General features: G+C 71.9%; 11 protein-coding genes. 3 read left to right on the top strand and 8 right to left on the bottom strand.

Going from position 1 to position 12505, the window contains the following annotated elements:
- Nucleotides 1–33: 33 nt before the first annotated feature.
- Together ABD979_RS07100 and rpsO are read right to left on the bottom strand one after the other, a co-directional pair.
- On the bottom strand, nt 34–2268 hold the full coding sequence (locus ABD979_RS07100) for a polyribonucleotide nucleotidyltransferase (RefSeq protein WP_345506762.1): 2235 nt from the start codon (nt 2266–2268) through the stop codon (nt 34–36).
- 148 nt (nt 2269–2416) lie between these two features.
- The gene (gene rpsO / locus ABD979_RS07095) at nt 2417–2686 is read right to left on the bottom strand and encodes a 30S ribosomal protein S15 (RefSeq protein WP_030146552.1); all 270 of its coding nucleotides are present in this window, start codon (nt 2684–2686) and stop codon (nt 2417–2419) included.
- 247 nt (nt 2687–2933) lie between these two features.
- On the opposite strand from rpsO, the gene ABD979_RS07090 reads away from it, so the two are divergent.
- Nucleotides 2934–3092 carry a DUF6131 family protein gene (locus tag ABD979_RS07090; protein ID WP_345506761.1) on the top strand — a complete coding sequence of 53 codons (159 nt, stop codon included), beginning with the start codon at nt 2934–2936 and terminating at the stop codon, nt 3090–3092.
- A 94-nt stretch (nt 3093–3186) separates the two neighbouring features.
- Here ABD979_RS07090 and lpdA read toward each other — a convergent pair whose 3' ends face one another.
- Entirely contained in the window at nt 3187–4584 is a 1398-nt protein-coding gene (gene lpdA, locus ABD979_RS07085; RefSeq protein WP_345506760.1) for a dihydrolipoyl dehydrogenase, read from the bottom strand.
- A 196-nt stretch (nt 4585–4780) separates the two neighbouring features.
- Between lpdA and ABD979_RS07080 the strand changes: the two genes are divergently transcribed.
- Nucleotides 4781–5110 (top strand): DUF3311 domain-containing protein, encoded by a 330-nt coding sequence (locus ABD979_RS07080; RefSeq protein WP_345506759.1) that lies wholly within the window; start codon nt 4781–4783, stop codon nt 5108–5110.
- Nucleotides 5107–6819 (top strand): monocarboxylate uptake permease MctP, encoded by a 1713-nt coding sequence (gene mctP, locus ABD979_RS07075; protein WP_345506758.1) that lies wholly within the window; start codon nt 5107–5109, stop codon nt 6817–6819. Before ABD979_RS07080 ends, mctP begins: the two co-directional genes overlap by 4 nt.
- A gap of 101 nt (nt 6820–6920) precedes the next feature.
- Here mctP and ABD979_RS07070 read toward each other — a convergent pair whose 3' ends face one another.
- Genes ABD979_RS07070 through mreB form a run of 5 tightly spaced genes read right to left on the bottom strand, consistent with a single transcriptional unit; the run spans nt 6921 to nt 12493 of the window.
- The gene (locus ABD979_RS07070; protein WP_345506757.1) at nt 6921–8057 is read right to left on the bottom strand and encodes an FUSC family protein; all 1137 of its coding nucleotides are present in this window, start codon (nt 8055–8057) and stop codon (nt 6921–6923) included.
- Between the two features lie 25 nt (nt 8058–8082).
- Complete coding sequence (gene mrdA / locus ABD979_RS07065; protein WP_345506756.1) at nt 8083–10083, bottom strand: penicillin-binding protein 2; 2001 nt, start codon at nt 10081–10083, stop codon at nt 8083–8085.
- Nucleotides 10080–10580 carry a rod shape-determining protein MreD gene (locus tag ABD979_RS07060; protein WP_345506755.1) on the bottom strand — a complete coding sequence of 167 codons (501 nt, stop codon included), beginning with the start codon at nt 10578–10580 and terminating at the stop codon, nt 10080–10082. The genes mrdA and ABD979_RS07060 overlap by 4 nt, the downstream gene beginning before the upstream one ends.
- Complete coding sequence (gene mreC, locus ABD979_RS07055) at nt 10577–11455, bottom strand: rod shape-determining protein MreC (RefSeq protein ID WP_345506754.1); 879 nt, start codon at nt 11453–11455, stop codon at nt 10577–10579. The genes ABD979_RS07060 and mreC overlap by 4 nt, the downstream gene beginning before the upstream one ends.
- 3 nt (nt 11456–11458) lie before the next feature.
- A complete protein-coding gene (gene mreB, locus ABD979_RS07050) occupies nt 11459–12493 on the bottom strand; it encodes a rod shape-determining protein (RefSeq protein ID WP_425583928.1) in 1035 nt (344 codons plus the stop codon).
- Nucleotides 12494–12505: the final 12 nt, after the last annotated feature.

Raw genomic sequence — 12505 nt, 5'->3', positions numbered from 1 at the left:
GGGCCGCTCGTGATCCGGACGGTGCCGAGCCGGTCAGGCCTCGGCCGGCGCCTCGGGGGCGTCGGCGGCGGAGTCGCCGCTCTCGCCCTCGGGCAGCACCGCGGCGAGGCTGAGCTTGCCGCGCGGGTCGATCTCCTTGAGCTCGACCTGGATCTTCTGCCCGATCTTGACGACGTCGTCGACGTTGTCGATGCGCTTGCCGCCGACGAGCTTGCGCACCTCGGAGATGTGCAGCAGGCCGTCCTTGCCGGGCAGCAGCGAGACGAACGCACCGAAGGTGGTCGTCTTGACGACCGTGCCGAGGAAGCGCTCGCCGACCTCGGGCATCGTCGGGTTCGCGATGGCGTTGACCGCCGCGCGAGCCGCCTCGGCCGAGGGGCCGTCGACCGCACCGATGAACACGGTGCCGTCGTCCTCGATCGAGATGTCGGCGCCCGTGTCGTCCTGGATCTGGTTGATCATCTTGCCCTTCGGGCCGATGACCTCACCGATCTTGTCGACGGGGACCTTCACCGTGATGATGCGCGGGGCGTACGGGCTCATCTCGTCGGGCACGTCGATGGCCTCGGCCATGACGTCGAGGATGTGCAGACGCGCGTCGCGGGCCTGGGTCAGCGCGCCGGCGAGGACCGAGGCGGGGATGCCGTCGAGCTTCGTGTCGAGCTGGATGGCCGTGACGAACTCCTTGGTGCCGGCGACCTTGAAGTCCATGTCGCCGAAGGCGTCCTCGGCACCGAGGATGTCGGTGAGCGCGGCGTACTGCGTCTCACCGTCGACGGTGTCGGACACGAGGCCCATCGCGATGCCGGCGACCGGGGCGCGCAGCGGCACACCGGCGTTGAGCAGCGACAGGGTCGAGGCACAGACCGAGCCCATCGACGTCGAGCCGTTGGAGCTGAGGGCCTCGGACACCTGGCGGATCGCGTAGGGGAACTCCTCGCGGGTCGGCAGGACCGGCATGAGCGCACGCTCGGCCAGGGCGCCGTGACCGATCTCGCGGCGCTTCGGCGAACCGACGCGGCCGGTCTCACCGGTGCTGTAGGGCGGGAAGTTGTAGTTGTGCATGTAGCGACGGCGCGTGACGGGCGACAGGGTGTCGACCATCTGCTCCATCTTCAGCATGTTGAGCGTCGTGACACCCATGATCTGGGTCTCGCCACGCTCGAAGATGGCCGAGCCGTGCACGCGCGGCAGCACCTCGACCTCGGCGCCCAGGGCGCGGATGTCGGCGAGGCCACGGCCGTCGATGCGCACCTTGTCGCGCAGGATGCGCTGACGGATGAGCTTCTTCTGCACGGAGCGGAAGGCGGCGGAGATCTCCTTGTCGCGCCCCTCGAACTGCCCGGCGAGCTGCGCCTTGACGGCGGCCTTGATCTCGTCGAGGCGGTCCTCGCGCTCCTGCTTGCCGGCGATCGTCAGCGCGGCGGTCGTGTCGGCGGCCGTGGCAGCCTCGACGGCGGCGTAGACGTCGTCCTCGTAGTCGAGGAAGACCGGGAAGTCCTGGACCGGCTTGGCGGCCTGGGCAGCGAGCTGGGCCTGGGCGTCGCAGAGCTGCTTGATGAACTTCTTCGAGGCCTCGAGGCCCTCGGCCACGACCTCCTCGGTCGGCGCCTGCTTGCCCTGGTTCTTGACGAGGTCCCACGTCGACTCGGTCGACTCGGCCTCGACCATCATGATGGCGACGTCGTCGCCCACCACACGACCGGCCACGACCATGTCGAAGACCGAGCGCTCGATGTCGGAGTAGTTCGGGAAGGCGACCCACTGGCCGTCGATGAGCGAGACGCGCACGCCACCGATGGGACCCGAGAAGGGCAGGCCGGAGATCTGCGTCGAGGCGCTGGCCGCGTTGATGGCGAGCACGTCGTACTGGTGGTCGGGGTTCAGCGAGAACACCGAGATGACGACCTGGACCTCGTTGCGCAGACCCTTCTTGAAGGTCGGGCGCAGCGGGCGGTCGATGAGGCGGCAGGTGAGGATGGCCTCGGTCGACGGGCGACCCTCACGACGGAAGAAGCTGCCCGGGATCTTGCCGATGGCGTACATGCGCTCTTCGACGTCGACGGTCAGCGGGAAGAAGTCGAACTGGTCCTTCGGCTGCTTGCCGGCGGACGTCGTCGACAGGAGCATCGTGTCGTCGTCGAGGTAGGCCGTGACGGCGCCGCCGGCCTGCTTGGCCAGGCGCCCGGTCTCGAAGCGGACGGTGCGGGTGCCGAAGCTGCCGTTGTCGATGACGGCTTCGGCGAAGGTGATGTCTGGACCCTCCATGTGGGCCCTCGCTTTCTTTTTCTCAAGTGCCCGCGCACATCGTCGTTGTGTGCGTGGTGTGCAACGGCGCGGCGGTCCGTCGCGGACCGGGCGCACCTACGACGAAAGGCGGTCACCGCAGGGAGCGGGACCGCCTTTCGTCACGTGTTCATCGACGCAGACCGAGTCGCTTGATCAGCGAGCGGTAGCGCTCGATGTCGGTCGCCTCGAGGTAGCGCAGCATGCGCTTGCGGCGGCCGACCAGCAGGAGGAGCCCACGACGGCTGTGGTGGTCGTGCTTGTGGGCCCGCGAGTGCTCGGTGAGGTCCTTGATGCGCTGGGTCAGCATCGCGATCTGGACCTCGGGGGAACCGGTGTCGCCCTCGACGGTGGCGTACTCAGTCATGATCTGCTTCTTCACGTCAGCGTCCAAAGGCATGGATGACCGACTCCTTCTTCTCTCGTTGCGCGGTGCTCCAGGGCATGTCCACCTGGGCGCTATCGGTCCGCGGCCGTTCGACGGCGTCTCCAAGGGTAACAGCGTGCACAGGCCCGCCCTAATCGGGGCAGTTCACCTGCGATGGCCTCCACTGGCGTGCGGCAGGCACCGGACGTTACCTGTGAGGCATCGGTGGGTACGGAGGCTCGTGCTCGGGGTCCACCACTCAAGGGAGAACACGACCACCATGATCGTTCTCGGCATCATCCTGCTGCTGATCGGGCTTCTCGTGAAGTCGCTCAGCATCCTCGTCACCATCGGCGCGATCCTGCTCGTCGTCGGCCTCGTGCTCTACGTGCTCGGCGCGACCGGTCGGGCCATCGGCGGTCGGAAGCACTGGTACTGACCGGTCGCGCCACCGTCGAACAACCGGACGCCCCCGCGGATTTCGCGGGGGCGTCCTTGCGTGTGCGTGTGCGTGAGCTCGGCCGAGGCCGCCGTCAGAAGTTGATCATGTGGCCGGCGATGCCGTGGACGGCCTCCTTGACCGCCTCGCCGAGCGTCGGGTGCGCGAAGACGGTGCGCGAGACCTCGTCGGCCGTGAGGTCCCAGGTCTGCGCGAGGTTGAGCACCGGCAGCAGCTCCGTGACGTCGGGGCCGATGAGCGCGGCGCCGAGGATCTCGTTGTGCTCGGCGTCGGCGATCACCTTGACGAAGCCGACCGGCTCGCCCAGGCCCATGGCCTTGCCGTTCGCCGAGAACGGGAACGTCGCCGTCTTGACGTCGTGGCCCGCCTCCCTGGCCTGGGCCTCCGACAGGCCCATCGAGCCGATCTGCGGCTGGCAGTAGGTCGCCCGCGGGATGAAGCGGAAGTCGATGGCCATCGTCTCGACGCCGGCGATCGTCTCGGCGGCCACGATGCCCATGGCCTCGGCGACGTGCGCGAGCATGAGCTTGGCGGTGACGTCGCCGATCGCGTAGACGTTCGGCACGTTGGTGCGGCCGAACTCGTCGATGGCGATGGCGCCGCGCTCGGTGAGCTCGACTCCGGTGGCCTCGAGCCCGAAGCCCTCGGTGCGCGGGGCGAAGCCGATGGCCGAGAGCAGCCGGTCGGCCTCGAGCACCTGCTGGTCGCCGCCGGCTGCCGGGCTGACCGTCACCCTGACGCCCGAGCCGGTGTCCTCGACCGACTCGACCTTGGTGCCGAGCATGACCTTCACGCCGAGCTTCTTGTAGTGCTTGAGCAGCTCCTTGGACACGTCGGCGTCCTCGGTCGGCACCATGCGGTCGAGGAACTCGACGATCGTCACGTCGACGCCGAAGTTCTTCATGACGTAGGCGAACTCGACGCCGATGGCGCCGGAGCCGGCGATGATGATCGAGCCGGGCAGCTCGGGGTCGAGGATCTGCTCCTCGTAGGTGACGACGTTCTTGCTCACCTCGACGCCGGGGATCATCCGCGTCACCGAGCCGGTCGCGAGGATGAGGTTGTCGAAGGTGATGGAGCGCTTCTCGCCGGAGTTGAGGGCGACGTCCATCGAGGAGGCGGAGGTCAGGGTGCCCCACCCGTCGATCTCCTCGATCTTGTTCTTCTTCATGAGGAAGTGGACGCCCTTGACGATGCCCTCGGAGACCTTGCGGCTCCGGGCGTGCGTCGGGCCGAAGCTCATCGTGGCATCGCCCTCGATGCCGTACTTCGCCTTCTCGTGGGTCAGCGTGTGGGAGAGCTCGGCGTTCTTCAGCAGCGCCTTGCTCGGGATGCAGCCGACGTTGAGGCACACCCCGCCCCAGTACTGCTTCTCGACCACGGCGACCTTCTTGCCGAGCTGCGACGCGCGGATCGCCGCGACGTAGCCTCCGGGTCCGGCACCGAGCACAACGACATCGAAATCAGCCATGCGGACAGCCTATCCGGGCCCTCGGGCCCACTGGGACCGCGCCCACGCCAGTGGTGGGACGGCACGCGCAACATCACGATCAGTGACGCAGTCGACAAAACGCCGGGGCGCAGCGGCCACATTCCCCCCGCGCGGGAGTAAGTTCCGCGACGCACGGCCCACCCACCCATCCGGCCCGACCAACGGAGGTCACTGCGTGAGCACCACCCCGCACCGTCACGAGGCGCCCCCGGCGAACAAGGGCCTGCTGGCTCTCGCGGGCGTGCTCCTCGCCATCCCCATCGTCGCGCTCATGCTCGTCGGCACGTATGCCATGGACGAGCCACGCCTGCTCGGGTTCCCCTTCTTCATCTGGTACCAGTTCCTCTGGGTCGTGCTCTGCTCGGCCCTGACCTACAGCGCCTACCGCATCGTGCTCAAGGCCCGCCCGCACGTCCCGATGACGTCTACCGGCGACGCCTTCGGCACTGACGACGACACCGACGGCAACGGCGGCACCGACGCCCGAGAGGCTGGCACCCCATGAGCACGATCGCACCGGCCCTCGCACCGGCCCTCTCCCCCGCCCTCGTGCCCGCTGCGGCGCCCGAGGGTGTCAACGGCGTCGCGCTCGCCGTCCTCATCTTCTTCTTCGTCGTCGTCGCAGTGGCGGGCTTCTGGGCCGCGCGCTGGCGCCGGCCGCAGAGCATGGAGAGCCTCGAGGAGTGGGGCCTCGGCGGCCGCTCCTTCGGCACGTGGATCACGTGGTTCCTGCTCGGCGGCGACCTCTACACGGCCTACACGTTCGTCGCCGTGCCGGCAGCGATGTTCGCGTTCGGCGCGGTCAACGGCTTCTTCGCCGTGCCGTACACGATCGTGCTCTACCCGATCATCTTCGTGTTCATGTCGCGGCTGTGGTCGGTCTCGCACCGCCACGGCTACGTGACGCCGGCCGACTTCGTGCAGGGCCGCTCCGGCTCGCGCGGGCTCTCGCTCGCGGTCGCCGTCACCGGCTTCCTCGCGACGATGCCCTACATCGCCCTCCAGCTCGTCGGCATCCAGGCGGTGCTCGAGGTCGTCGGCATCGGTGGCGGCGGCAACTGGGTCGCCAAGGACCTCCCGCTCTTCATCGCCTTCCTCGTGCTCGCGCTCTACACCTACACCTCGGGGCTGCGCGCACCGGCGATCATCGCGTTCGTCAAGGACATCCTCATCTACCTCGTCATCATCGTCGCGGTCATCTACCTGCCCTCGAAGGTCGGTGGCTGGAACCACATCTTCGACGCGGCCAAGGAGAAGATGGCGACGACGAACCCGGCGACGGGCAAGGCCAACGGCGTCTTCATCCCCGCGTCGGCGCAGTACTGGGCCTACGCCACCCTGGCCCTGGGCTCGGCCATGGCGCTGTTCATGTACCCGCACTCGATCACGGCCACGCTGTCGGCCAAGAGCCGCAACACGATCCGCAAGAACGCCTCGATCCTGCCCGCGTACTCGTTCCTGCTCGGGCTGCTCGCGCTCCTCGGCTGGGTCGCGATCGCCGCCGGCACCAAGCCGATCGGCCTCGACGGCAAGCCGAACGCGCAGCTCGTCGTGCCGCAGCTCTTCGAGGACTTCTTCCCACCGTGGTTCGCCGGGGTCGCCTTCGCGGCCATCGCCATCGGCGCGCTCGTGCCCGCGGCCATCATGTCGATCGCGGCGGCGAACACCTTCACCCGCAACATCTACAAGGCCTGGATCAAGCCGGACGCGACGACGGCGCAGGAGGCCAAGGTCAGCAAGCTGACGTCGCTCGTCGTCAAGGGCTTCGCGCTGATCTTCGTGCTGACGCTCGACAAGAGCAACGCGATCAACTTCCAGCTCCTCGGCGGCATCTGGATCCTCCAGACCTTCCCCGCGGTCGTCTTCTACCTCTACACCCGCTGGTTCCACCGGTGGGCGCTGCTCGCCGGCTGGGCGGTCGGCATGGTCTACGGCACGATCAGCGCCTACAACGTCATCAACCCGGTGACGAAGGCGAACTTCGGCGGCTCGGTGGCGAGCATCCCCGTCATCGGCCAGATGGGCTACATCGCGGTCACGGCCTTCGCGATCAACCTCGTCGTCGCGGCCATCGGCACGCTGGTGCTGCGGTATGCCGTCAAGGCACCGGAGGGCAAGGACGAGACGATCCCCGCCGACTACTTCGCCGACGCCGGTGACCCGCGCGTCGAGAAGCTCCAGGTCGGCCCGCACGAGATGACCCCGTCCGCCTGAGCCACGGACCGTCGTCGAGTGCCCGGTCCCCCGCTGGGGGCCGGGCACTCGTGCGTCCGGCTCAGCGGGTGAGCGGGTCAGCAGCTCAGCGGGTCAGCAGCTCAGGCGTCGCGGGGTCGCTCGCGCGGGACGGCGGCGACGGCCTGGTCGACGTCGAGACCGGTGAGCTGGAGCAGGTCGACGACCGTGGAGCGGATCTGCGCGAGCACCGTCTCGGTCGCGAGGCTCTCGGTGCGCGGCACCCTGGCCGTGTCGGCGGCGACCGCCAGCAGGGCCGTCCGGCCGATCTCCGGCGAGGCGTTCTCCGAGAGCGCCCGCGCGATGACGTCGGTCGCCCCGGCGAGCTCGAGGAGCAGCTCCTCGTAGCCGGGTGGCAACGGCTCGCCGCGCCCGACGGCGATCGTCACGCGGCGCACGAGCACCCGGGTGCTGCGCATGGCCCGGTCGAGAGGCTCGACGAGGTCGACCATCTTGCGCACGCCGGCCGCGTGCTGGCGCTTGAACGGCGAGGAGGTCAGCACCGACAGGCCCTCGTCGGCCGCGGAGCTCAGCTCGCGCAGGAGCGACTCCGTGCCGCGCGCGGATGCCAGCACCTCGGCCGCGCCCTCGACGTCACCGTCGTGCGCGCTCGCCGCCGCACGGCGCAGCAGCTCGCCGATCTTGCGCACCGCCTCCGCGGCCGCCACGCGGGGCCGGCGCAGCGGTGCCTGCGGCACCACCGTCGCGGCGACGAGGGCCACGGCGCCGCCGAGCAGCGCGTCGGTCCACCGGTTGAGCGCCTGCCCCGGGCTCGCGACGAGCGCAGCGATGACGATGCCCTGCACCGCCGACTGCGTGACGACCACCGGCCCACCGTCGAGCAGGGTCGCGAGCGCCATCGAGACGAGCACGACCGCCGCGATCTGCCACGGGCCGCTCCCGGCGAGGTGGACGAAGACGTCGGCCGTGAAGACCCCGACGGCCACCCCGACGGCGACCTCGAAGACGCGCCGGAGCCGCTGGCCGTAGGACATGCCGAGGCAGACGACGGCGACGATCGGCGCGAAGAACGGCTGCGGGTGGCCCACGACGTCGGTCGCGAGCCACCACGCGACGCCCGCCGACACGGCGCACTGCACGAGCAGGAAGCCCCGGGAGCGCACCCTCGACAGGCGCGTGCGCACGCTGAGCCGGCTCCGGTCCCAGGCGCGGTCGAGCGCCTCGACGACGGGGGCGTCGCTCCTCAGGTAGTCGTCCACGACTCTCACCTCTCGGTCGGGCGGCCTACAGCTTCAGGGCAAGGATGGCATCGAAGATCGTCCGCACCGCAGGGGCCGCCACCTTCGAGCCCGAGCCACCCTGCCCGACGACGACCACGACGGCGTACTTCGGCCGTGTCGTCGGCCCGTACGCCGCGAACCAGGCCGTCGCCTTCTTGCCGAAGACCTCGCCCGTGCCGGTCTTGCCCGCCACCGGGTAGCGGTCCTGCGGGAACCCGGTGAAGGCGCTGCCGGCCGACCCGCCGGGGCGCGTCACGTCGCCGAGCGCCGAGCGGACGTAGGCGAGCACGTCACGGCGCAGCGGCACCGTGGCGACGCGGCGGGGCGCGACCGGCGTCGTGACCCCGGCCGGGGTGCGGTAGGCGGCGGCCAGCTGCGGCTGCCAGAGCGTGCCGCCGTTCGCGATGGCCGCGTAGACCCCGGCCATCTGGAGGATCGTGGTGGCGGTGTCGCCCTGGCCGATCGAGAAGTTCACGGCGTCACCCGCCCGGAACTGGTAGCCCGCGGTGCAGTTCTCCTTCGCGAGACGCGTGAGGTAGGCCGCACGCGTCGGGTCGGTGCGCGCGACCTCGGGGTAGCCCGTGCCCGCCCGGCGGCACGTGTCGGCCCGGGTGGCGAGCCAGTACTGCTCCTTCCACGCCCGGTCGGGCACGCGCCCGGCGCTCTCCCCCGGCAGGTCGACGCCGGTGCGCCGGCCGAGCCCGAAGGCCCGGGCCATCGAGACGAACGGGTCGGGGGCCGCGACGGGGGCGGCGAGGCCGCCCTGCTCCAGCCAGGCGGCATACGCGAGGCGGTAGAAGACGGTGTCGCACGAGACGACGAGGGCGCGGTGGAAGTCGATGGGGCCGTAGCCGCGGGACTCGAAGTTGTTGAAGACCCGGCCGCCCACGGTGACGCTCGGCGAGCAGTCGTAGGTGCCGTCGAGGCGCGCCCCGGCGTTGACGGCCGCAGGCACCGAGACGACCTTGAACGTGGAGGCGGGTGGGAAGGTCTCGGCCGTGAGGCGCGAGCGCAGCGGCGTGCCGGCGCCCTCGTCGGTGAGGCGGGCGAGCTCGGCCGAGGTGATGCCGCCGGAGAAGACCGAGGGGTCGTAGGTCGGGTAGCTGGCCGCGGCGACGAGGGCGCCGTTCGTCACGTCGAGCACGACGGCCGCCCCCGTGTCGGCGGGCAGGCGCTGTGAGCGCGCCGAGGCCACCGCCGACGCGAGGGCGGCCTCCGTGCGGGCCTGCAGGCGCGCGTCGAGGTGGGTCACGACGTCGCGCCCGGGCACGGCCGGAGTCGTCCCGACGGTCCGCGTCACGATGCCGCGCGGGTCGACCGCCACGACCGTGCTGCCGTTGGTGCCGCGCAGCACCGCGTCGTACTGCTCCTCGAGGCCCGACCGGCCGACGACGTCGTCGGCGTCGATGCGCCCCCCGCTGGCCGCCACGTCGTCGGCGCTCGCCCGGGCCACCCAGCCGAGCACGTGCGGCGACCGCGCGCCCGACGGCTCGGGGTAGGCCCGCACCGGACGGCTCGTCACGCCGACGCCGGGGTAGCGCTCGGGGCGCTCGAGCAGGCTGAGGGCACGCTTCGCGTCGACGCCCGTGGCGAGCGGGATCGGCACGTAGGGCGAGCCGTTGAAGCAGGCGGGCGCGCGGGGCGCCCCGGCCGTGCCGCAGAGCTTCGTCTTGTCCCACAGCCGCGCGAACGGCAGCCCGAGGGCGGTGGCCACGGAGCGCACGAGCGCCTGGCCGCCGTCCGCCGAGGCGACCAGCGACGACCGCTCCACCGTGACGACGGTGTCGAAGGTGTCGCGCACGAGGGGCGTGCCGGTGCGGTCGAGGATACGTCCGCGCAACGCGTGGTCGGTGACGGTCCGGGTGTTGGCGGCCGCCGCCGCACGCGCCTGCTGCGGCCCCTCGACGAGCTGGAGCTGCCCGAGCCGGCCGAGCAGCAGACCGAAGAGCGTCAGCAGGAGCACGAGCACCACGCCGGCGACCCCGACGCGGCGGCGGGCCCTCACCCGAGCCTCCGGCGCACGAGGGCCCGGTCGATGCCGAGCAGCGCCGGCAGCAGCGCCGCCCCGACGACGACGGTGGCGAGGAGCCGGGTCAGGTCGTCAGCGGGCTCGAGCCTCCCCTGCGCGAGGACCCCCACGACGACGTGCGCGGCGAGCACGACGGCCGCGGCGGCGACCAGGGCGAGGGGCGCGCGCCACCGCGACCGGGACGAGCCGCGCCGGAGCAGACCGGCGGCGAGCCCCGCGAGCATCATGGTCAGGGGCGTCAGCCCGACCGGGCCGGAGACGGGCGGCACGAGCTCGACGACCCAGCCCGCGAGCAGCCCGGTCAGGGCGCCGTGCACGGGGCCGCGCAGCACGGCCGTCGCGACGACGCCGACGAGCACGAGGTCGGGCACCCACGGCGCGGGCACGCCGAGGCGCGGCAGCACCGTGGCCGTCACGAGCGCGGCGACGACGACGTATGCCGTCCGCAGCACTCCCAGCAGCGTCGGCCTCACCGCGCCCCTCCCCCGCCCGCTACGGGGCCTGTGCTGGAGCCGGCACCGGAGCCCGCGCCACCCGACGTGGCGGCGCGCGGTGCGCGGCGGGCCTGCGGCACGACGATCCCGACGACGTCGAGCGCGTCGACGTCGACGGCCGGGCGCACGGTCGCGGTGCGGGTGGGCTGCCCGAGGTCGGGGTCGACGTCGGTCACGGTGCCGACGACGATGCCGGCGGCATACGGGACGTCGTCGACGCTGCCGAGCGTGCGCACGGTGTCACCGACGACGGGCGCCCCCGGGGCGATGACCGACAGCGTCAGCGCTCCGCGCGGGCGGGGCTCGGCGTCACCCGGCGCGGGGGCGGCCGCGGTACCCAGGGTGCCCGCGGGGCCGGTGCGCACGGCGACGACGGAGCCGGCGCTGCCGACCACCTGCACGTCGCTCGTCCACGGCGAGACCGACACGATGCGGCCGACGAGGCCGTCGGCGGCGACGACGGTCGAGTCCGCGCGCACGCCGTCGCGCGAGCCGGCGTCGACGGTGACGCTCCGGCCACCGAGGGGCGCCACCGTGGTCGCGACGACGCGGGCGCCCACGAGCCGCTGGCCGGCCGCCGGGCCCGACCCGAGCAGGGTGGCGAGCCGGGCGGCCGCCTCGAGCCGCTCCTGCTGGTCGGCCGCGAGCGCACGCAGCCGCACGTTCTCGCGCTCGAGGTCGGCGAGCTCGTCGCGCGGGGCCGCGGCCAGCACCCGCTGCACGGGCCCGAGCAGCACCCCACCGGCCCTTCGCACCCCGTCCGCCACCCCGGCCCCGGCGAGGTCGGCGAGCAGGAGCGCGAGGGTGAGCGTGGCGAGGACGACGAGCAGGCGCCGACGCGCGAGCTGACCCATGGGCTAGAGGCGGTGCTCGCCGACGAGCACGCGCTCGAGGCCGGCGAAGTCGTCGACGCAGCGGCCGGCGCCGCGCACCACGGCGCGGATGGGGTCCTCGGCCACGCGGACGGGCACCCCCAGCTCGTGGCGCATCCGCTCGTCGAGCCCGCGCAGCAGCGCGCCGCCGCCCGTCAGGGTGATGCCTCGGTCGAGGATGTCGCCCGCCAGCTCGGGCGGGCACACGTCGAGGGTGGCCCGCACGAGCTCGATGATCTGGAGCACGGGAGGCTCGATGGCCCGGCGCACCTCGGCCGAGCCGACCTGGACCGTCTTGGGCAGGCCCGTCACGAGGTCGCGCCCGCGCAGCCGCGTCGTCAGCTCCTCGCGGAGCGGGAACACCGAGCCGACGGCGACCTTGATGTCCTCGGCGCTGCGCTCGCCGACGAGCAGCGAGTACTCGCTCTTGACGTGGCTGATCAACGCCTCGTCGATCTCGTCTCCGGCGATCCGCAGCGAGGTCGACGTCACGATGCCGCCGAGGCTGATGACCGCGACGTCGGTCGTGCCCCCGCCGATGTCGACGACCATGCTCGCGGCCGTCTCGTAGACGGGCAGCCCGGCGCCGATGGCCGCCGCCATGGGCTCCTCGATCATGTAGACGCGACGGGCGCCGCAGCGGGTGGCGGCGTCCTCGAGGGCGCGGCGCTCGACGCCCGTCACCTCGCTCGGGACGCAGAGCACCATCCGCGGTCGCACGAGCCGTGAGGTGCGCACCTGGTCGATGAACCAGCGCAGCATCCGCTCGGTCTCGTCGGCGTCGGAGACGACGCCGTCGCGGAGCGGCCGCACCGCGCGGATCGTGCCCGGCGCGCGCCCGAGCATCTCCTTGGCGCGCGAGCCGGCCGCGACGAGCCGGCCGGTGCCGACCTCGACGGCGACGACGGAGGGCTCCTCGACGACGACGCCCTGCCCACGCACGTGGATCAGGGTGTTCGCCGTGCCGAGGTCGATCGCGAGGTCACGCCCGAGGGGCCGCAGCCACGGTCGGGTGGTCATCGGTGAGGTGCC

It is taken from the genome of Terrabacter aeriphilus, from assembly GCF_039542985.1.
In the GTDB taxonomy this organism is placed as follows: domain Bacteria; phylum Actinomycetota; class Actinomycetes; order Actinomycetales; family Dermatophilaceae; genus Terrabacter; species Terrabacter aeriphilus.
Note: the sequence above shows the minus strand (reverse complement) of the source record. Positions and strands in the feature narration are given on the sequence as shown.